Origin of the sequence: Nocardia abscessus, assembly GCF_015477775.1 — a bacterium.
Taxonomy (GTDB): Bacteria; Actinomycetota; Actinomycetes; order Mycobacteriales; family Mycobacteriaceae; genus Nocardia; species Nocardia abscessus_A.
On sequence record NZ_JADLQO010000005.1, the window covers coordinates 268,185 to 292,125 of the forward strand.

Here is a 23,941-nt window from a genome sequence, read left to right on the forward strand (position 1 = left end):
TCACGGCGCGGTGTGGCCAGTCCAGTGGAATCCCTTCAAGAAGTCGGCCGCATGCATTCCCCTCGGCAGGTGGCGGTCGATTTCGGCAAGGGTGGGGTAGCGGTCGTTCGGTGCGGCGTCGTTCGGTGGGTAATCGAGTTCGCCGAGGAGTTGTCGCAACTCCCGGGTGACCACAGCGTCCGGCTCGAGGGCGAGATCCGCACGGATGCGGCTGCTCAGCGCCCGCATCCCCGCGGCGAGATGGTCGGGATCGGTGACGCCGTTCCAGTCGAGGTCGTGGCTGATCGCGGCGCGAGCCCCGCGGCGGCCGTGCACCGTGAAGGTCACATCTTCCACCTCGGACCGGCGGAGGTAGGCGCGGAGTGCGGAGACAACCTGGTCACTGGCTCTGGTGTGGGCTTGCCACGGTTCTATCCACATCTTGTCGAATCGTGCGGTGAGCCAGCCATTTTCGTCGAACTCGATACGAAGATCCAGATCGCCCGCCTCGGCCGGATTCTCGCCGCGGCTGACGAACACACCGCGGATCCGTATTCCGGAGATGGACTCGTCGTCGGTGCGCAGATAGTTGACACGGGTCAGCCGGAGCTCGAGCTCGAGGCCGTACTCCCGTTGCAGGCCGGACAATCTCGGTAGCAACTCGCTTTCGGCAGGGGGTTCGGGGGAGGCGAGCAGATCCGGTATGGCCGGCACCTCCGACAGACTCGGGTCCGGTGCGGCGGTGGTCCGCCGAGTCGAGTGCGTCGTGGTGTCGAGATCGGTGCTGGGCAGGTCGGGCAGGGGCAGGCTCGGGTCGGCGGCATGCAGCATGAGGTCGCGGATCTGCTGATAGGTCAGTCGCGTCCCCCGTGACGGCCACTGCCCGGTCGTCTCGGCGTAGCTCCACAGGGCGAGGTAGTCGGAGTAGAAGCGACGTGTCAGGGGGCCGGCGGTGGCGGGGTCGAGGCTGATCTTGTGCACGAAGTGTCGGGAGTCGGTGTACAGCGAGTCGAGGGCGGCCATGGCACGCAGCCGCCGAAACTCCCGAACTCCGGCTTCACCGTGCTGGTCGCGGATTTCGTCCTCCACCATGATCGTCACCCGGCCGAGGGCCTCCGGGGGCCACGGATTCCAGAAGACGGTGACGTAGTCCCACAACCGGTGCCGGACACCGGTGAGATTCCAGTTGTCGAGGCGTACTTCGCCGTCGGGCCGGACCCACAGGTTGCGGAAGGTGGCGTTGCCGTGGCTCAGCCCGGCCGTCCAGGTGGTGTCGCCCGGCACCCAGATCTCGTGCGGCAGCGGTATTCCCATCTCGAGCAGGAACGGATGAGATTGTTCCTGCTTGATCCGCTGCATGCTCAGGTACAGCTGTTCCTGGTCGGCTACGGTGCGGACCGACAGATCGTCGGGCAGCTCGACCGCCTGCAACCGCCGCAACTGTCGGAGCAGGGCGCGCAAAGTCTGTGGCCAGTCCGGGTCACCGGTCGTGGGGACGCGGCCGGGGCCCATTTCGCGGAATGAGTAGTCGTCGGACTGGGCCATCGTCGTCGGCACGTCGACACCTGCCTGCCGGGCCAGATCCTCCGCACGTTCATCATCCAGCGCGACATGGTCGACGAGCCGGTCTCCGGCGAGGAGTTTCGGATGCGTGGGATTGGCGGCCAGATCCTTGTCTCCAGGCGTGGCGACGATGCGCCGCACCTTCACCGGGATCCCGCCGCCGTCGGTGACGCACCAGACCTCCGTGTAATGACCGGCGACATCAGGGGAATTCGTCACGACGGTGATCAGCATGCGGGCCGCATCGTCGAGCTCCAAGCCGCCGTCCTGGACCGGTTCGGCGATGTCGAGCAGGTAATCGGTGCCCTGCGGGCGGCGCAGGGCAGGGCGGAACGCGATCGGGGTGGTCGGCGCCGCCGGATCGGTGAGGTCCTTGTACGCCCATCGGCGGGAGAACAGCGCACCCGGCCCGGCTTGCCCGCCGGACTCGGAGACCGAGCTGTAACCGCACCGCGCCGCTCGGACGCCGTCTTTGCGCGAGACCTCGACCTCGATCGCGTCGGCGCCCATCCGGCGGGCCAGGTCCTCGGCCGGTCCGAGGAGGTACGGGCCGCCGTAGTCGGCGGCGAGGCGATCGAGGTCGGCGCCGATCGGTTCCGGGCGTGCGGTGACTCGTCCGTACCCGTCGAGGTCGAAACACACGGTAATTACGCCGTATTCGCGGGTGCCATCCATCAGCACGGTTCGCAGCCGAATGCGGCTCACCACGCCCGGTACAGCATCACCGAGTGGCTCGTATTCCGCCGCAACAGGTTCCAGCCTGGCTGGGCCGTCGGTGCACCGCAGAGTGGCGATGACTTCGGACGGGCCGGCATCCGCTGCGGCGCTGTCGTGCCCGATCGCGGCCCGCAGCAACTCGCGCACCGTCAGCCGCGGCAGTCCGGACGTGTCCGGTTCCGTCGCATGGCTGGCCGGTTCGACGGGTGCCATCCGGTCGACGGCTGAATCCGTTGCCGTCTGCTGGTTTTCGCGTTGCCGCACGAATTGGCGTGACCATCGCTGCAAGAGGCTACGCACCAGGGCCTTGTCCGGTGCCCGACGGCCCGCCGCCGCGAACACGACCTCCAGGTTGCGGTGCAACGCATCCGTCGCGTCGGCGAGGAAGCCCGGGTCGCGGGCGATCAGCAGTGGCAACCGGAAGCTGTCTCCCGCAACGGATTTCCATGCCTCCAGCACCAGATATCGGTTGAAGTCCGCGGCAGCGACCGCGCCGTGGTCGCGCCGCAGCCGCGCCAGGCACCAGGCCGTGACCTCGTTCCGGACGGTGGGGGTCGGCCACGGGTTCCTTGTCGCGAACGCCACGTAATCCCACACCGGCGATCCCGGCTGGGTCAGTTCCAGATCGAGCAACCCGACCCCATCGGGGCCCAGCTTCATATTGAGGAAGGTCGGATCGCCGTGCAGCACACCGAGCTGGATATCGTCGTCCGATGCGGGCCGGACGTCGAAGATCTCGTACAGGCCGGGCATACCGAGTTCGCCGTGCAGTCGATCATCGGTGTCGAACTCCAGCGGGATCCGTGCCACCTCGCGAACCAGCCGCTGCTCCCATTCGACGCGGGTGGTGGGTACCGGTTGCTCGGCTTCGGCCTCGGCCCAGTGCTCGGCGTGCAGGGAGTGCAGGCGGTCGAGCGCGGGGAACAGGGCCTCCGCGATGTCTTGCCACGGATCGTCCGGCGTGGGGTGTTCGCCGCCGAGGTACTCGTGGAACAGGTAATGCTCGGGATAGGACTCCTGTGCACCGACGTGATACAGCGCCGGTACCCGGACACCGGCCTTGCGGCACAGCTGGACCGCGGCGGACTCCCCGAACGTCAGGCCGATCCGGGGATCGAAATTCGGATTGGGCGTATTGATCGACGCCCGGATGACAACCTTCCGGCCGTTCAGCTCGAAGATCCAGACCCCGTGATGATTCCCGGCGAAGTGGGCTCGGTTGCGGAACAGCGTGGTGAGAAGTTCGATGTCGGTTCCGGTCAATCCGGGATCCTTGGTCTCGGAACCGAGGGACGCCATCCGGGCTGTCGGTCGCGGAGCCGCGCCGGGGAGTGGATCGGAAACGTCCGCGGACGCGCTGTCCAGCACGCCCCACCACCGCCGGTCTTGCGGCCACTTCTGTGATGACGGCTCGAGATACGCGGCCAGCTCCGCGAAGGTCGGTCGCGCCTCGGCGGGCCGGTCGAACCGGTCGAGCATCGGGTCGGCGATGAGTTCGCGCGGGTCGGTGCTCAGCAGGTGCGCCGTGCTCTCCCGCGATTCGGCCAGATGGTCCGGATCGGAATCCAGCCGAAGACCGTGCTGTGCCGCGATCGTGAAGCCGGTCGGGCCGTTGACGGGCACGATGACCCGGCCATCCGGGCCGACACACTGGCGTAGTCGCGGAACGAAGTGTTGTGCGAAGTGCCCGCCCGCGAAGGCCGGGTCCACCACCAGGTGGTCGAAAGTTACCGTGACCCTGCCATTTTCGTCTTGGCGGACATGGAAACGCATGTCGCCCGGTTCGTCGACGCCCGGTAGGCCCTGGGCGACTTCACCCTGGTCGACATCGAAACGCATGCCGCCCGCTTCGCCGACGCGCCACCTGCCCTCGGCGACGATGGTGGCCGATACGGTCAAGCACCGGTTCCCGGCGTTGTCGGTGTACCGCGCGGCGGTCGGTGTCACGACGTAGTCGCGGGGACCGTACCGTCGATCCAGCAGACCCTGCACGACAGCCAGCAGTTCGGTGTCGCCGGGAACCTCGGCGGCCGGCAGAACCGAATCCGGGTTTGCCGTTGGCGCGACAGCCTCCGGACTTTCCGCGGATGATGGGGCCTGCCGGCTCGGCGGCACCGCAGGCTCATTCGGCAGCGGTGGCAGCCCCTGCCTCGTGCACACCTCGTTCACCGCTTCCAGCATCAGCGTGCGAACGACATCCGGCGACTCCGGCTCCCATCCGCGCAGGCGGCACAGCCGTCGATAGTCGGAGTAGAACCGTCCGATGAGCCGGTCGGCCTTGCCGGCATCCTCCGCGATCTGCTGGACGAAATTGCGCGAATCGGCGTACAGCGAGTCGAGGCACCCCATTGTCAGCAGCCGATCCAGTTCCGCTTCGGCGCCCGGTCCGACCAGCCCGTGGGCCTCGAGGTCGCGAATTTCGGCTCTGATCCTGTCCTCGACCTGCTCGGCGATCCCCGGCGGCCAGTTCGACCACAGCATGGTCACGTAATCCCACAGCGGGTGGGTGACGGCGGCATTGTCCCAATCGATCAGCGTCGCGGTGTCGTTCTCGTCATTGATTCGCAGGTTGCTGAGCGTCATGTCGTTGTGATTGAGGCTCGGCCGCCAGGTCGCGTCGTCGGTCTCCGGCGACCATGCCTGGTGCGGCGCGAGGCGGAACAGCCGATCCAGCCAGGGCGCGCGACGACGGTAGTTGCGGCGTTGCTGATCGAGGTAGAGGTGGAGGTGTTCGGTAACCGGCCGCACCTGAAGGTGCGCGGGCAGCCGCACATTCAGCAGTTGCCGTTTCACTTGGAACAGTCGGTCCAGCACCATGTTCCAGTCCGGATCGTCCGGTGCGGGGGTGCGTCCGTCGGCGAACTCCTCCACGTAGTAATCGCGCCACCGGTATACCCGCGCGGGAACATCGGTCACAGTTCCGGCAAGCTGCACGGCATCGGGTGCATCGAACGGAAGCCGATGGAACCAGCGGATATTTCGATGGGACGGATCGGGGTTGCGGGTGAGGTCCTTTTCCCCCATGGTCGTCGGCAGTATCTGGTGCACGACTATCCGATTGCCGTTGTCGTCTCGGTAGCGCCACGCCCGCTTGTTGTTTCCCTCGTAGTCGGGGGCTCGGAGCCTGGCCCGCAGGATCTGCCTGGCGGCAACCTTCGAGTCCAGCGTGCCGTTGCCTTCGCGCTTGATGTTGTCCAGCAACGTCTCCGGTGCGGGCGGGTCGGTGGGGATGGCTACGACCGGCCTTGCTTCGGGTCGACTCCATTCGAGGTCCGTGGCAGCGGGTGCGTCGGCCATATCGATGCACCCGGCCCACGGTGCGACGATCTTCTCGAAAGGCACACCGGCGTCGATCAGGCCGGCATCCAACAGTTCCTTCGGTGTCGGGAGGTCACCCGCCCGCAACCTTCGGCCTACTTCCGCCACGCCGGGCGGGACGGTCCGCTCGCGCTGCTCGAGGTCGTCGATGGCGTCGCAGAGGGACTTTCGAATTACTTCCCGCTCACCGAGATGCTCCCTGTTCCAGTCGAATCCGGCCCGAGCCGCCGCCGGCCAGTCGCTGATCAACGTCACCCGAAGCCGGTCTGCGCCCGCGTCACGAACGAAGTCGAGCACGAGAGGCTCGGCCTTCTGGTCTTCGAAGTCGGCGATGCAGTCTGCGACCATCCGACCGGAGGCATCTACGGAAAAGGTGAAATGGACCTCGCCGCGGATGCGCGTGCCTTCCACGACCGCAGCCGTCACGACGGCGGTGATGACGTTGTCCGAGGAAGAGCCCAACCAGCGCAGTCTGATCGGCTCCAGCCGTCGCGGTCCGTCCCAGCGTTGGATGGCGGCCAGTGCCGCCGACTCGTCCACGTCGTGGTGACCGGCACCGTTCTCCCGGTCGGCTGCGTGCAGCATCCGCCGCATCCACCGGCGTGGTTCCGTCGCACGAACGGGCGGAATCTCCCAGGTAGTTGCCGCGGTGGCGGGCGTGTCCAGCAGTTCTAGCTCACGCAGCGCCCATTCCGCCAGCAGATCGTGAACCGCATCCTCGGAGATGGGGTCCTGCCCGGCGGCGCGGCGGACGAGGGCGACGTTCCGGTAGAAGTCCGGAAGTACCTCCTCGATGGTCGCGAACCCTGTGGCGATCTTCTTGGGTAGCCGGTAGGCGTCGCCGATGATCGACTTGCGTGCCTCCAGCAGCACGTAGCGCTCGAAGTCCGATACCAGTTCGTCACCGACACCGTCTCCGTATCGGTCTTGCAGGATCGTGCGGATTTCGGAGTGCACGGCACGTCGTTCGGTGTCGTCGGCCCAGTCGTTCACGAGGTAATACCGGGCCCAATCCCACGCGATGGGCGCGTATTGCGCGAGTTTCGAATCAGTGAACCCGATGCGGCCGTCGGCGCCGCGCCGCATCTTGCGGCGGATCGGGTTGCCGTGCGTGAAGCCCATTAGATCTTCGCCCTCGTTGAAGAGCCTCGGCTGCCACGAGACGAAGAGCGGGACGCCCCCGATCAGTGTGTCCAGCCTGTGGTCGAAGTCGCCGTGCTCCAGTGCCAGCACCCGGCGTCTTTGCTCCCGGTCCCATGAATACTTCGTGTAGGGAGTGGAGGACTGGCCGTGTAGTCGAGACAACTCGAGGAAGACGTCCTCGGTTGTGCGGTCCCAACCCTCGTCCGGTAGGACTTCATCACCCGCGATGTGTTCGTGAATCGTCACGCGCGTCTTGAAATCCAGGGCCGTCGGCGACGATTCGGAGTCGAAGAGTAGCCGCGGGCCCCGCACCCCGGCCTGGTGGAACAGGTCCGACGCTTCCGCTGCCGGCGCGGCAAGTGAGTCCAGATCGAAGCCCAAACGCTCCGCCTCGTCCAGGTACACCCGGACGGTCACCATCGGTTCCGAGGTCGCGCCCGGTCCGGCGGGCAGCGGCAGATGCCATACGCCGCATTGGTTTTCGGACTCGTGCGGCGAGGTCACTCGGACCTGTTCCATCAACCCGAGCACCTGCTCGCGAGTGAGTCGTCGATCCAGGCCCGAAGCGACGGGGTCGGCCGCGACCGCCGGTCGTGCACAGCGTTCGCTCAGCCACTGGGGCGCGTTCTCGACCGGTGCGAGGCCCGCGCGCAGCAGCAGGTTGCGACCGTGCAGTTCCGCGGCGCCCGAGTCGTCGGCCACCTTCACCTGTAGCACATCGGCGCCGAAGCCGCGCACGAAGTGCCGAACCATGTCGAGGAACGACCCTCGCCCTGCGTCGCGCCGAGCGGACCGATACTCCGGTAGGAAGTCGCCGGCCGGGCCGGGCTCGACGTAGGCAGTGATGATTCCGGAGGCATCGAGCTCGAAAAGCAGCTCAACATCGCCGAATTCGGCCTGATCGATCATCACCGCGGCGTGCATGCGGAGGCGCTCCGCCCCCTCGCGTGTGGGGTCCGGCTCGTAGGCGGCGCGAGACACGTTCAGTCTGTGCGTTCTGCTCTGTGTCTGTGTCTGCTTCGATGGAGGCCGGATCGCGCGGCTCAACTCGGTCTGCTGTCGGTTTTCCAGCAAGCGTCGAATCGAAGACTCGAGCCGCGGTGGGAGCGGCTCATCGAGTGCGGGTGTCATATAGGCGTCGGGGTTCGACGGTTGTCCCTGGGACAGGTCGCTCGCGAATCGTTCGAGCACACGCCGACATTCGTCCTCGGGTATCGGTCGATGTCCTGTTTCCCGACGCAGGGCGTCCAGGTACGCGGACTCGGCGGTGAGCTTCTCACGCTGCAGAAGGGCCCGACCGATGGCCGCTTCGCGGCGCACGAGGGTGATGTTCGTGGAAAACGCCGACAGCAGATCGGTGTACCGGCCGGGCTCGGTAGCGATGTCTGTGGGCGCGTGGAGGGCCTGGCCGATTGCCGCGATTCGTGCTTCGACCGCAAGGTAGCGGTGGAAGTCGGCTTCCGCAGCGCCGCCGTGCCGTTGCCGAATCTGGCGCACGCACCAGTCGAGCACCTGCGGCCGTACCTCGGGCGGCCAGGGATTGCGGACGGCGAATGCCGCGTACACCCACGCGGGTGGGCCGAATTCGATGTGATTCCCACCCGATCCCGCCCGTGCGCTGTCAGGGACGCGGCCGTCGAGTATCGGCGCGCTGTGCAGGCCGACAGGCGGCTCGCCGTCGTCCGCCGGATCCTCTCGTGGCCAGAACATCTCGGACAACGGCGGCAGGCCGAGCAAACCCGATCCCGATTGCTTCCCCGGCCCGGGGCGTAGGCCGGCGAGCCTCGCCTCCACACTGCGCACCGCACGGCGGACATCCCGCTCCCATGCGGCGCGAGTCGTCGTCACCGGCGGCTCACCCGCCGGGATGTGCTGTGCGAAAAGCTGTTGGGCGACATCGTCGCGGAACGACAGATCCTTGCCCACCAGCTCGGCAACCCCCGCCGGGGTACCGGTCGGGTGCCCGGGAACGACGACATCGCGGCCCCCGGAGTCTTCGTCGTCGGGGCCGAGGTCGATCGCGACGGGGTCTCGGGGGGTGCCGGGTGTCTTCCCGGTATCGGTCGGCTCGTCCGGCAAGTATCCGGGGTTGGGGCGCCAGTACCGCGGTAATTCGTCGGCAAGGGCGGCGAAATCGCCTTGCCAAACTTTCGCGGGAATCTCGAAACACCCCATGATGCGGTCGCTACGCAGGCCTCCCGGCCAGTGCACGGAGACGACGCCGCCGTTCTCGTCCACCACTCCGAATCCGCCGGGCGCGTCGATGACGTAGATCTGGTGGACGAGGGTCCACTCCGAGGTCTCGTCGTCCATCATCACCAATTGGCCGTAATCGGCCGCCCGATTCACCCGCACCGTCGTGTAGACAACCTTGCCGTCGCGCTGTGACAGCGGGACGAACCCGTCCGCCCACGGGACGGTGCGCGGACGCGTGTCGCCACGGAACAACAGCCCTCCGCCGATACGCCACCCCGATTCCGGATAGTCGTCCAGGAGTGCTTCCCACCTCTGGCGGATCGCGTCGAGGTCGACATCCGGCTCGGCGGCCGAGGCGAGCAGCACACCATCGGGCAGCTGCGCGGCCGGTTGCCATCGCACCGGTACCGACGGGCCGTCGAGGATCAGCCGTACCACCTGAGCGCCGTCGAGCGGATTCAGAGGAGCGCCGGTCAGCGGACCTTCGGCAAAATTGTCGTCCGCGGCGTCTTCGTCGCCGAGGTCGATCGCAACGGCGTCGATGCCGTTGCCGGGGGTCTTTCTGTTGTCGCGGGTGCTCGATGCGCGCGAGGAAATTTCGGTAACACCCTGGCTCGAGAGGAAGCGACCGTGCAGGTGGGCCGCGAGCTTCTGTACCAGCACGCGACCCTCGCTGCGAACCATGCCGAGCAGGTACCGGTCGATCACCCCGAGCATGTACTCGTCGATCGAACGGCTTCCGATCAGCGAATAGAGGCGGGCCGCGAGATATCTGGTGCGCAGGTACTCCGGTGACTCGCGGTTCAGGCCCCGGCAGCCGGGGAAGTGCAGCGCCGACCACAGGTCGTTCTTGAGGTGCTGTTCCCAGAACTCGTACTCCTCGGGCGTGAGTACTTTCCTCATCCGGGCACGGTCGCCGTCGAGCATGGGTCGGCCCGACAGGTACGACATGGTTCCGGTCGCGATCGACAGCAGTTGCGGCAGTTCGTCGAGCGAGGTGTCGCGGAGGAACCGCTGGAACGGACTGGCCCGATCGATGGCAGCGTTGCTGGTGGGTCCTTCCGGCTCGTCCTCCGGCATTGTCCGGAACTTCCAGACGGTGATCGTCTTGTCGCCCTGTATCCGCTTCTCCTGCTCGAACAACAGCGGACCCAGATCGGAAATACCCAGCAGCTGTTCGGCTTTCAAACCGGTAGCGACGACCAGCGCGAGCGTCAGGTAGATGGGGGCGCGTCGCAGCAAGCGCTTCAGTTCGAAGAGATCCTTGGCGGTGAGTTCTACGGTCCGCAGCTTGGCGCGGTCGCCGTCGAGCAGCGCACGGAACCACTGCCCGCGGTTGGCGACCCACTCCGGCCCGGACGGTTCGGCGGCGCTGGGAATCGGCATGTTCTCGAGGTAGGCGAACGGACGATTACCGTCCTTGTCGCGGAAGGTCAGCAGTTCAGCGATGAGCTGTTCGATTTCGGCGGCCTCCGCCGGAGCGAAGCCATCGTTCAGTGCGCGGGTGCGGGCGGCCCGCCGGCGTTCCGGATCGGTGACACGAAGCGCCGGACGGCGGCCCGCATCGGCCGGTCGATGTTCGGCACGGGTGGCCTCGGCGCCACGGCCCGCGGTGATCAGGCCGATATTGTCCAGCGACTCGGTCGGCACCCGGGCCTCGATATCGGCATACGAGTTGTAACCCTGATGGACCTGCGTGCGCTTGCGGAACTCCGGTGTCTTCGGTGGCTCCGCGGTGACCCGTACCGCCCCCCAGGATTCGCCGGCCGGATCCGGTCCCAGACCGCGGTTGAGGAATCGGCCGCGCCGGTCGGGAGTGGTGGCGCCGAGCCAGGCGATGGGATCACGGGTCGCCGTCAGCACATAGACGTTCTCGGCTCCGATACCGAAGTCGGTGGCCCGGGTCATCGGGCCCGCGCCTGGGGAGGCGGTCAGAATCACCTGGTCGATCTCGCCGGCCAGCCGGCCGTCCCGGCCCGCGTAGCACACGGTCGTGGTGCCGTAGCTGTGCCCGAGGAGAGTATGCAGGCGCGGCGGCGCGGTTCCCTGATGCTCGGCCAATGCCTCACGAGTCGCGTTGTAGGACGCCGTATCTCGCGCTACGACATAGCCACCGACTCCGGCGAACCGGTGATAGGCGGGATCGAACGGGAGAACCGGCGCCGTTCCCTTCAGCAGTTTGGTCGGGTGTTCGTAGCCGATATCGATGATGGCCGCCACGGTCTCTTCGGGGGCATACCGTGAGTTCATCTCGTACTGCGCACCCGCGAACCCGTATCGGTACAGCAGTGACCGCAGCGTGGTCCCGAAGCCGCCGACATGGCGGGTGACGTTCGTCGCCTCGTCGGCGTCTCCGATGGAGACGGAGATCCGGCCGTTGCCGTCGTATTTCTCGGCGTCGTAGGCGAGGAGTTGTACCGGCGGCGAACCGAATTCACGCACGCGGTGTTCTATTTCGGCCAGTTGATCCCGCGTGGCCTCCAGGTTGAGCAGATGCGCCTTCTCCGCGGCGGTGAGTTCGCGGTGCCCGACGATCCGGCGCAGCTGCGTGAGCTGCCGGGTGATGGACCGGCGATTGGCGTAATCGCGCACGGTGTACGGGACGCCGTCGGTATTGCCGATCAGGGCGGGGTGTACCGCCACCATTCCCGCCTGCTGTTCGGTGGACAGCGAGAACCACCAGCGCGCATTCCTTCCGGCGCGGGCTCGGGCGGCATCGACTACCTCATCGGGGTCGACGCGCTCGACCAGCGACCACAGTGTCGCGTGCTCCCCGAACTGATGGCGCAGTGCGGCGATCGCCCTCGCCGCGTGCTTCTCCTCCTGTTGGGTGGGGTGTGGATCGGCTGGAAGCGTGGATCCTCCCTCGCCCTCGGCGCTGCCGAAAGCCCAGCGGGTGTCGGGAGTTGGTTCGACTGGGGCGGTCTGGTCGTCGGACGGGGGTGTGCTGTCGCCGAGGTCGATTGCGACCGTGTCGGATTCCGTCGAGGGATTGGGCTTTTCGATTCGGTTGGTCTCGTCGACGAGGCGCTGCTCGGCTCGACTGCGCGGGTGGGTTTCAGTGTTGTCCTCACTCGCGACGCGGTCGGCGGTCGTTCGGGGCGATTCGCCGGCGGTGCTGTCGTCCGGTTGGCCGGTGGAGAGTCTGTAGATCTCCGACACCGCGGCGATCGCGAGCGCGCGGGTCGCATCCAGTATTTCGGTTGCCTCGGACTCGAGAGCGCCGGGTTGTGCCTGCCCTGTAGCCGGGGCGTTCGACAGAAGTGGCCAATACCGGTCGATGAGACGTCGTTGGCGATCGGTAAGGGCGGTCAAGGCGGCCCGGACATCCGATGTACGGGCGAGGGCCAGTGCATCGAGGGCCGGGTCCGATGGTGCGACAATCCCGCTGCGGATCAAGAACTCCTGGAAATCCCGCCAGAACTCGGCGATCTCGCGGTCATCGACCACCGTTCGGTCGGCATCCGACGGTGTCTCGTCCGATCTTCGCGCGACTGGGTCCGCCTGTGGCGCAGCCATTTCGCGAGAGTGCTCCCGCATCTTGTCCTGTCGCGCGAGCACGCGGAGATACCCGTCCACAGATCCGTACACCACGAACAGCGATCTCTGCGTGGTGATGGCGCGTCGGTACCGATCGAGTTCCGACAGGCTACGGTCGTTGGTCACCCATTCGTACGGATCCGCTTCGCTGTGGATGTCGACACCACTGACGTAGAGCTGCGACAGCGGGCTCGAACTCGGGTCCAGCGGCCGATTCAGGGCGTACGCGTGGTCCAAGCCGTAGTAGTGGTCTCCGTCGCGCAACACGTTGTCCTGTCGGTCCCAATTGTCGACCAGCACATCGAGGAAACCCAATTGGTGCGCGTCCGGATGGTTCTGCAACGCCGCCAGCGCATCGAAGTCCAGGTCGGTGTCGCCCGGCAGCCACGGCATCAGCACGGCATCGTCACGGTCGGGATCGGGGATCACCGGCGGTACGGGCGCCTCGACCGCATAGCCGATCGCTGACGCCAGGATCTCGGCGGCACGGCCCTTGCGCGTCAGCAGGCTCTTCTCGATCACCGCGAATCCGTCGGGATAGGTGAGCAGCTCCGTCATGCTGTTCTGGCTGTACCTATCGCTGGTGCTGGTCCGAACAGGCGGCCCGGAGTGTTCGGCCGCGGTGAGCCGCGCGGCGAATTCGGTGGCGGACATCCGAGCACCGGGCGCGTGCGGCGCAGTGGTTCGGGGATCCGGCCCTTCGGCGGTCGCCGATGTGTCGGCCGGATCGTCTTTCGGCGCGTGTGATCCATTGTCGTCGGCTCGGCTTGTGCCCTGGTCCGGGTGAGGCTTGCGCAGTTCGAACCATACGGCTTGGTGCCAGCCGTCCTCATGGCGTTTGAACAGCTCGACGCCGGAGCGTATCGGCGTCGAATCATCGACTACCGCAGTACGCCCGGGGAGAACGGCGAGGCCGGAGCGGGTCGGAATACCGCCTCGCGCGTTCCGCGGCGTCGAGGCGGCGTGCGTGTCGAGCAGCGTCACGCGCAGCCGGTCATCGGTTGTCTCCGACACGAGGTGGACTCTGCCGCGGCGGTGTTCGGCGGCGTCGGTCACCATGGCCGTGAGTTCGGCGCACGCGAGGTTCACCTGTTCGGTGGGCCAGCCGTCGAGCTGTTCGGCCAGCCAGGACGCGGCTTCCGACGCCGCGTTCGGGCTGTATCGACCCTCCGGCTCGGCACGAATGATTCGCTCGGACCGTTGGGCCGGCTCCGCCACTGCCGCGGGTCGGGCCGCGACGGAAATGTCCTCGGTCGGAGCCGTTTCGCTGCCCTTCGCCCAGGTCGCGCCGGAATCGGTGAGCCAGGAGGTGAACTTGTCGTGCACGACCGACCACGCGGCCGCTGCTCGCGCTCGATCCTGTCCGAACCGGACAGCGGTGTAGTGCGCTGCGACAGAGTCACCGTCGGCGCGCACGGTGATCGTGACCTCGGCAGGTTCACTTCGGGCCGCGTTGACCCGGATGGTGAACGACTGGCCCTCGGCGGTCGCTTCCCAGGCGACCAGGTCGTTCCAGAAGACAACGCGGTTACCCGTGCCGTCGTCGGCGGACGAGTAGCCGGACAGCAGCTTGTATGCGTCGCCTTCGTGGCTGAGTATCTGTCCGACAGGCATCTCGGCTGCCGCGCCTCGCCACAGCAGGCCCTGGTGCTCGGAACCGAACTGTGCGTCGAATTCACACACGCTGAGATCGGCTTCGCTGTTCTCCAAGGCGTCGAGGATCTGGGCGGGGTTCATCGGATCCCCGTTCCATTCCTCGAAACCTTGGCTGAACGCATCGAGACCCTTCACGCGGCCGCTGATCCGCCACCATCCGAAGCCGCTGATCTCATCCAGCGATACGCCCTGCGCGAGGAGTGCGCTGAGCAGATCCTCGTGCGACGCGTCGGCGGTGACGAACTTTCCGTTGGCGAGCAGGATGAAAGGGTCGCCGTTTTCGGGGTCGCTGGTGTGATAAGGCTGCTTGTCGGGCCCCGTCCCGGGCACCACGAACCAGCCGCGCGAATCCACCTCAGGCCAGACCAGTTCGATGTCGTCCGCAGGTTCGAGCGGAATTTCCGGCAATGGCATCGTGTCGTAGGTGGATCGGCTCGTCCCTGAGGACGAGGCTGTCGTTCGCTTGGACGCATCGCTATCGCCGAGGTCGATGGCGACAGGGTCGATGCGGTTACCGGATGATGTCGGCTCCGCGGGTTCGTGCGCGGTGCTATCCGGCTGGAGCGCTGTGTCCCCGCCCCCATTCGGCCCGTCGCGCAGCGATCGGTCGACGATTGCCAGTACCTGCTCGTCGGTTTCGGGGAGCGGCGCGTCCGACAGCAGCGTGGCCAGTAGTAGCTTGCAAGCGTGGGCATCGTGCTCTTCTCCGGGCACGAACGGCGCGGGCCTCCCACCCATGCGGCGGTAGCGCTCTCGCGCACCGACGAGACCGAGCAGTGACACCGGATCAGCTGTACCCGCGGTTTGTTCGACCTGGGCTTCGAGCAGTCGGTACCGCAGGCTTCCCGCCTTGACCGTGTCCACCCAGTCGCCCCGCATGGTGAGGAGATCTTGGTCGAACTCCGGAATGGCGCTGGCGGGCTTCCCTTGCTTTTCGAGCGCCCAATTCAGCAGGATCCTGGACAGCCGGCCGTGGTAGTCGCCCTTCCCGTGATGCCCGGAAATGCTCCACAGCTCCAGGTCTGTGGCTACTTCGTAGGGATCCTTGTCGGGATTGTTCACTGCGGCGTTGAACCACTCGCACATCGCTGCTACGTCCGCGGCCGTCCCGTCCGGGCCGCCGAAATTCGGGTACAGGATGACCCCGTATTCTTGGGTCTGGAATGTGGGCAGGTATCCGAGCAATGGATCGTCATTGATGGCCGCGATCTCCGCCTCGGTCAACGGCGCATCCAGGACACGGGCCCGGCGCGCTCCTGGCTTACCCTCGTCTGCCGGATAGAACACGACACCGTACGGTCCGGATTCGAACGGCCCAGGCACATAGGTGAGAAGACGGTTGGCACTGATTGCCGCACGCTCGTATTCGGATGCGGGCCAGTGCAACGAGCCCCAGTTCCTGTTTTTCGGAAAACCGAACTTTCCTGCCGACTCCGGTGCCATCCGCTGCCCGAGCAGCTCATGCAATTTCAGGACGAACTCCACGCTCAGTTCGTCGCCGAGATGCTGTTCGGCGTAGTGGCGAGCTTCCAGCCAGCTCAGCCACTCCTTACGTCCGAAGAGCAACTCGGGCCGCTCCACACCCGCCGCGATGGCTACATTCCGGAATTTGTCCTCCATATACAACGTCAGCTCGAGTGTGCGCTCGGCATCGGTCTCGATGCCGAGCGCACGCTCCAGCTCACGTATTTCGGCGTCGAGCGCCGCGTCTTCTTCGGAGATCACGGGCGGCGCGGTCGCGTCGGGGGTCCTGTCTTGCTCGGCCGCCTGAATCTGCGCTGTCTTCTGCGGAGCCTGCAGCCAAGCCCGCGAACCGGGCGGCAGCATCTCGGACAAGCTCGCCATGGCGCGGCGCTGGGCCATGGTGACGGCCCCGCGGCTCTTGCCCAGAAGGCTGGCCACCGCAGCGGTCGTGTGCCCCTCGATGAGTCTCTGGCGCAAGCATTCTCGCTGCAGTTCGGGGAGGCTGTCGACACGCCGGGCCAACGCTCGCCGGTTATCACGTACAGCGGACCTGACCTCGATCGGCAGCCAGTCGGCGTGTTCCAGGGCGGCCACGATCTCGGTGGCCGTCCTGCTCGCCCGAGGTCCCTCCGCCGCCGCGGCCGACGGGCCGGGTGACTCGGCGTTGTCGATCGGTGGTGTGGGTTCGTGCTCGTCGCCGTCGCCGAGGTCGATCGCGACGGAGTCGGAGCCGGGAGTGGTGTCGCGAACATCGCGCTGGATGCTGCCGGCCTCGATCGATTGCTGAGCGGCGCCCTGGTCGTCGTGATCTTCGAGTTCGTGAGTACCCGCCACTTCCATTATTTCGATAACCCACTGCCCCTTCTGCCGGGTCCGGCGCAGGACCTGGAAATGGGCGCCGGGGGCGAACATCACTTCGGCTTCGCTCGGACTCGCCGAGATCTTCGAGATGTCGCGACCGGTGGACGAGTGGATGATGAACTTCACATTTCCGCTGAAGGTGCCGGGCTTCTTGCTGGCACTGATGAATGCGGGCTCCGTGACGACCTTCATTCGCCGGTATTTTGCCAAGAACTTGACGAGCTCGCTGGGCGGCACGACGATTTCCCGTTCCACCACGCCGTTGTGGAGAGGAAGTGTGTGCAGCGCGGCAGTGATGCCTTGGATCAGGTGGTGGTATTCGCTGATACGTGCGGGATCGCCGGACCGGAGGGCGGCGTTCAATTCCCAGTAGTAGAGATTGCCGGTATATGTGCGGATCGCGACGTATCCGGGATACAATCGCTCGTCCAGACCTGGGTGATTCTTTTTCACCATCTCCGCGTGGATGTAGTAGTTGCCTCCGATCGCGTCGTATACGTTCCGGAACGCGGCGAGTGGACTCCAGGGTTGCCGAGGTGGCTGAGAAGCCGGACGATCGAAGAGAGCGGGAAGTTCCGCGGCGAGTGCGGAATGGACTTCACCCCGGGCCGCCAGCGCCTCCAGCTCGTCGCGGGTGAGCCATGCGGCATGTTCGGTCTCGCCGCCATCGCTGGCGACGTCGAACCGTTCGGGTGTATCGGCTAGCAAGATGGTGTAGGTCCAGTTCTTGGGCCTTCCCCGGGCCGCGCGGACAACCGAGGTATCGATCAGTCGCAGGTTTTGCGCGACGATTTCGCGCACGCCGAGTTCTTCGATGAGTTCACGGGTGGCACCCTGGGCGGGAGTTTCCTTGGAATGCAACGCGCCGCCGGGAAGCTGCCAGTTTCCCTGGGAATAGCCCGGCGCCGACTTCGCGACCAAGAACCTGGCGGTCCCGGTGTCATCGACATGCCTGATCAGTACACCTGCCGCTCCGAATTCTCCCCACACCCCGGGGGCGACTTCGCTATCACCCGAAACCCCGCGGTCGGTGGCGAGCCGGAACGGATGTTCGAGGTTGTAGGTGGCTTCTATCCAGTCCAACAAGCGTGGCGGCACCGGTTCACCGTTGCCGTCGAGGAAGAGGGCCCGGGCGGGTGGACCCTGAGCGTCCACGCGGAACGGAGTCACGCCGTCGCTCGCGCCAGGGTCGATCCGTACGACCTTGTTGTCGTAGCAGTGCAGGACGAACGGCCGCGCGTGCTCGCCTCCGCTGTCGACGACCACCGAGGCGTCATCCCCGAGTAGCCTGAGTATGGCGTCGATGCGGTGTGGGGTGGACGGTTCTGTGAACCTGCCTCCCGACATGGCTTCGAAGTCCGCCACGGTGACCTCGGTCGAGGCGCTCGACCGATCGGGGTGCGATATCACCTCCGCTCGATACAGATCGTTGATGATGCGGGCAGCCGATGCGCGGCCGTCGTAGGGGATGGACCGAGCCGTGCTGCCGGCGAGTACGCCCGCGCCTGCGCTGCTCTCCTGCAGGATCCCCGTTACCCGAGCTGTCTCCTTGTTGGCGCTTCCGCCATAGAGTGCCGCGTGGACCTGGGCGTGCAGCAGGTCGGTCGCGGCGCCGTCCAGGCGGCGGATCTGGTATTCGGTGACCAGATGTCTCTCGATGTCGCTGGTCAGTTCTTTGCCGCGAGGGCCGGTGCGCAGCGCGTAGGCGTCGTCGAACGGATGGGTGGCCGCGATCTCGCGCAGCAATGCGCTGTCACTCTTCCCGGGGTCCAATTTCAGCAGATGGGCGGCGAGATCACGTTTTTCGCGCAGCTTGACGAGCTCCGCTTCCGCGAGGCGTCTGGTATGCGCCAAGCCCCTTTGCCCCGTCGGCGTCGTCCCGTCCGGATCGCCGAGGTCGATGGCGACGGGGTCGATGCTGTTACCGGATGGGGCCTGCTTCGCATCCGGGGTAGCGGATTGCGCTGTCGGCTCCGCCGCGACGACCACTGCCGACCGGTTCAGAATGACCCAGACGTCGGCGGCTCCTTCCTCGCGCACGTAGTAGGCGTCGTAGCCGCGGACGGCCGCGTATCGGCCCGCGTCCGACAGGATTTCACGCTTGACCGCGAGATCCCTGCGGCGTGCGCGCACTTCGGAACTCTGTTCGCGTGTTGCCAGCGTCTGCTCTTCGTCGTCGAGGGCGGAAATCTCCGCATCCATCTCCTCTCGCAGCCGGGAGAAGCCGATCGTTCGCGCACTCCGCGGCAGCGCCATCCGGATGACACCGTCGGATCGGTCGTCGGAATAGCCGAGCGCGACTTCGCTGTCGGTGCTCGCATAGATCCCGATGCCGAAGGACGAACTTCCGGGGATACCCGTGAGATATCGACCCGACCTGAGCTCTGCGGCATAACGTGGGTCGCGGACGCCACGGAACACCTCGTGATCACCGGCAGCGACAAGGGCATCGATTTCCTCGGGCGTGGCATGTATCGGCAGAGAGTCGAATCCCTGCGCTCGCGCGATGTGCACCATGGCCGGGTCTTCAATCGGATCGTCCTCGCTCCTCGGCGGATCGACGATCTCGGACTCTGCCGTCCGATAGTCCAACCGATGAATCAGATCCCGGCCACGACCAGCTCTCGCGGCCGCGGCTGCACGGACCGACGTGCCCGTTCCTGGGCTGGATTCTGGGGCGTGTCTGCTCGAGTCCGTGCTTCCGGCCGCAGTTTCCTCGTCGGGTCGCCCCCGGAGCTGGACCGGATGATTGCGGTGCAGGGACCGGGGGAGTTGGCGGCGGGCGGGGGTGGGGGTGCCGTCGGTGCTCTTGAAGTAGGCGACGAAGGCCTCTTCGAAGGTGTCGTACGAGGGTTTCCATTTGTTCTCACCGTTTTCGTCGCCGTCGTAGTTGCGGACGTGGATGGTGTCGTTGTCGGCGTCGTCGATGAGGGTGTCGAAGACGAGAATTTCGCCCTCGACTTCGACGATGTAGTGGATGTGCCCGGCGACGGTGACGGCGGCCCGGTCGATGTTGTTGCGTTTGTTACGGATGGTTTCGACGGCAATAGCGATAGGGTCGAGGCCCCTGGTCTTCATCGGGCGGAGTTGGGCGCCGAGGGTCTCTTCGGTGATGCGCCAATTGTCTTCGGCCTTCCATCGCGGATCGGTGTCGACGGGTTCCGGCGCGGTGTCGTCGCCCAGCGCCCGGTGGACGCGGCTCATATGGATGGCGCAGTTGCCGATGACCTCGGGTGCGGGGGTGGGTGTATCCGGAGCTGCCTGCGCAGGCGAGCTCACGCTCGCCCCTGCCGGGATCTGCCTCGGCTCGGTTGCGGTCTCGGCGGGGCGCTCGCGTCGTCCGAACCAGCCGCGGCCGCCTTTGCTGACGATCCGGTAGAAGACGCGGCCCTGTCTGACGAAAAGGACAATGCCGTAGCCGGCCGCGGTGATCGCGCTGATGGTCGCCGCCAGCGCGGCAACCGTGTCGCCGCTGTGCGCGTCCACTGCGGCACCGCCGATGAGGGCGCTGGCCACGAACAGACCGGCACCGGCGGGGACATTCAAGATCCCGCCCTTCACACCTCCTACTCGACCTCGCATTTCCGAGGGGATGACCTTTTGCTCGTGCGTGCCTGCCCGGGCGAGCATGGTCCACATCACCATCGAGTCCACGAATGTCGCCGCCGCGATCATTGCGGGGTCGGTGGTCGCGGCCTGGAGCGCGAAGCCCCCCGCCATATTGGCTAGTGCTACCGGGTAAAAGGTGGTGGTCTTTACATTGCGAGTCACCTTCGAGAGAACGCCGCTCATTATCCCACCTATGGCAGGCGCGGCGACCACCGCTCCTGCTGCCCAGCCCAGGTCGGAGGCTTCCACTACGGTGGCGGTGCGGAAGCCCATCATCGCAAACGCGGCATTATTTATCGCGGAGATTGCGGTGTATTCACGCAGAAACTCGTCGTCCCACAGTGTCCGTGCACCGGCGGCAATATCACGGAACAGGGACTGCGGCGCGCTGAAGGTCTGGGGCGGCAATGACAAGTTCTTTATGTTCACCCAATTCGTCAGATAGGAAAGGGTGTTCAGGCCGAATGGCGCCGCGGGCGCGATGCCGGCCAGGCCGGGACCCAGGGCCTGTCCGGTGACAGATGCCGTGGATCCGGTGACGTTCCTCAGGTCGTTGCCTGTTTGCTTCTGTGCATCGGTGAGTAGAAGGTCGCCGTTCACGGCTTGAAAGGCGCGGAAATAGTAGGTCGCCGCAGTGCCTTCGACCAGTGATGCCGCGGCCACCGTAAGGGCGAGATTCGGCGCATCGAAAAGGATCAAACCGGTGGTGGTGGCAGCAGCCGCCGCGCCGATCGCTTGGGCCCGGAGCATAATTCTTCGCCGATCGGAACGGTCGGCGGTGCGGCCGGCCAACGGCTCGGCGCCCTTCGCGAGCCACCCCGCGGCGGCGGCTATGGCGGCGGCCGCCGGTGATTGGCCCGCGTTCATCAGCGCATAGGGTGCGGCAGTCGTTGCGAGGCTGGTGCCGAAGATGTTGCCGACTTCTGCCGGGAGATACCACTTGCCCAGCAGTAGGTGTGCGAACGGTTTGTTGACTACGAGCAGCTCTCTGGTCGACAACGACTTCTCGGCGGGCGGATCGGTCGGTTGCTGTGGTGTGGCGGCGGGCCCCTCAGCGGGCTCGTTGCCCGCCGCTGTCTCGTCCGGATCGCCGAGGTCGATCGCGACGGGGTCGATGCCCCCGGGGCGGCGCGCTGATGTGTCGGTCTGCGGTGTCCGAGCGGGGGTCTCGATCGGCGCGGCCGGATTGCGCGGGGCGGCCGCGGCGGTGCCGGCGGCGTGGCGGGCTCGGATTGCTGCTTCCAGCTCGTTGCGCCCCTCGATGCCGAATTTGGCGTAGATCGACGTGGCGTGCTTCTGCACCGCCCACGGCGTTATTTCGAGTTCCGCTGCGGTTTCTCTATATGTCTTGCCTTGCGCAAGTCGCGTGAGCACCCGGAACTCTTGTCGGGTCGACCCGATACGGGCGAGTTCGAGCGAACCGGCCACGTTCTGGTAAGCGATGCGTACGCTATCGGGTATTTCTCGCTCGACGCTGTGTCCCAGCGCCGGTGTCTCGATGAGTCCCCGCACCTCGTTCGCGATGGCGGACACGAGCTCCCGCCTGGTCATGTCCGGCAGGCCGTAGCGGAGAAAGTTGGGCATCGACACGGGTGCGGTAACCATGCCGATGTGCTCGTTTTCGTTGGGCCTCGAAGCATCCGGGAACTCATCCATGAGCTGCTGAATTTTGTTCGCGAACGCCGCGTGGACTTTCGGGTCGAGGCGCAGGTAGTCCCAGATTGCCGTCAGATCCGACATCATCTGTTCGGTGTCGACTCCCAGGTCCCGAAGCTCCTGGATCCATTCGTCGAACGAATCGGTACGCCCGGTGGTCGGCGGTGCCTGCGGACCCGACCGAGCGTGTGGCACGACGTCTTTGCGAGTGCTGCCAGCATTCCGCGCGGCCTCGGCGAGGGACGCTCCGTCCTTCCAGGGTGTCCAACCGTCTGTTCGAGGCTCCGATGCGGTCGGATCGGGTCGAGCAGTGGATGGAGATTCGGATGGCTGCCACGGTGTCCGTGCCGGCTGCCGTTCTGTATCACTCGGCTCGGCATGCGGCGGGCGGTCGGGCAGCTGCCGCCCGGGGCCGAACTGTTCGATGATCGTGCGGTACATCGACTCCGAGTCGTCGCCCAAACGCTCGCCCGCCATCTCCAAGCCCCGCACGATCTCGTACACCGTGTGCTGGTGGGGAAGCATGAAGGCGATCAACGCCGCGATGAAATCGTGCCGGGAGACGCCCGGCGGGCGCAGCCAGTCGAAGCGGGCGAGCATGCGGGTGGCGGTGCCGGAAATGCCGGCGTTCGAGGGGATTTCCTGCTCGGCCAGCCTGCGGATGTCGTCGTTGCTTTCGTCGGGGGCGACGTAGACGTATCCCGGTCGCCACGGGAGCTGGATGACCCGTTCGGAGTGGTCGAGGGCGAAGGCTTCCTCGGCATCGACTGTGCCCTCGTCGTGATAGACGCGGATCGATGCGATGCGGCAACCTTTCTCGTCGACGATTCGCTGTCCGCGTGGGTCGAGCATGTAGGTGGGCGCGACATAGGCGACAGTGTTGTCGTGTGCTCTCAGCTGGGCTTCCAACCGGGAGGTATCGACGCGGCCGTCCTCGAGACGCGGGATTGCCACGCCGTCCTCGAGTTCGAGTTTGCTGATGCGCAGCACTCTCCGCTCCGGCAGCGCAGCGAATTCGCGCAGCGACAGCGGCATGCCCAGCGCGGCGGCAGTTCGGGAAGTGGGAGTCAGACGTGGTACGTCGGAATTTCGTTCGGGGAATGCCAGCTTTCTTCGCTCGTACTCCGTGTAGGCCCGATCGGCGGTGTCGCCGTGCCTGCGCACGTACTTGACCGAGTTGAGGTCTTTCCAGGTGACCGGTTCTCCGGCCTGCTTGTCCTCGAGAACGGCCGCGCGAACCGCCTCCAGTGCGTCGAAGTCCAGCCCCAGCTCGCCCGCTTTGTTCCGTCGCCACGCCTCGGTCTGATTCATGTACCGGGCGATGCCCTGGTCCAACGTCAGACCCACGCTTGCTTCTCCCAGCTCGGCATTGCGGATCATTGCGTTGAGCATGGCCGACAACAGTTCGCGCAGGTTTCCGTCGCGCTTCAGCTCGTCCATCGGCACCGACGGCAGCACCATGCCGCCCCACCGCGGCCTCGCCGACGCGTCGAAGACTGCTCGGATCCGCTCGTCCCGGGCCGCCGCGGGCAGATCCTCGAGCACGTCCTCGAACAGGCCCCTGATCACCGTCTCCAGTCGGTCCAGCACCGCCACCGCCGCAGCCTTGACCTCCGGCCGACCGTAGAGGTACCGGGCCAGCTCCGCCTCCTGGACTCGATGCAGCAGAGGACCGGGCCGTGAAACGCGCACATTGAGCGCTGCGGTTCCCGGGTGTGATCGTGCATCGCCGGTGGACGCTGTGTTCTTGCGCCACGGCGTCGGTGCTGCCTCGGACGGTTCCGGATCGAGCTCTATGGCGACCGGGCCCGGTCTGTGAGCTGCACTCGGTGTTGTGTCTTCGTCCGCCGGTACGTCGAAGGCTCCCAGCCGCACAGCCTTCATCAGCAGGGGAGTTCGCTTATTCTCGCCGAGTACGGCACCGATCCGGGCTCGGCGGCCCTTGACGGTTGATGTCGCCACGCCGAGCTGCGCGGCGATGGCCTCATCTGTGAGGCCGTCGGCCATCAATTGGAGGAGTTGTCGTTCCGCTCTGGAAAGTTGCACGGTACCGGCCTGTGGTCGGTCCCCGTCGTGGACGAATCCCTGCCGCTTGGCCGCCAGGACCGTCTGGATGGCGCCGGTGGTACCGAACTTCTTGGCCGCACTGCTCAGGTAGTTCGTGACCGCGCTCGGATCGACGCTCAGCCGTCGCCCGATCTCCTCACGGGTCAAACTCTGGTAGATCAGGTTGAGCACC

1 protein-coding gene (running past one end of the window) is annotated in these 23,941 nt (G+C 66.1%); it reads right to left on the reverse strand.

Going from position 1 to position 23,941, the window contains the following annotated elements:
* Positions 1-23,941: the 3' portion of a LuxR C-terminal-related transcriptional regulator gene (locus IU450_RS16360; RefSeq protein WP_195150636.1), read on the reverse strand. Its footprint extends 26,498 nt past the window's final position; 23,941 of the gene's 50,439 nt are visible here — the last part of the coding sequence; its start codon lies off the right edge, out of view; the stop codon is at positions 1-3.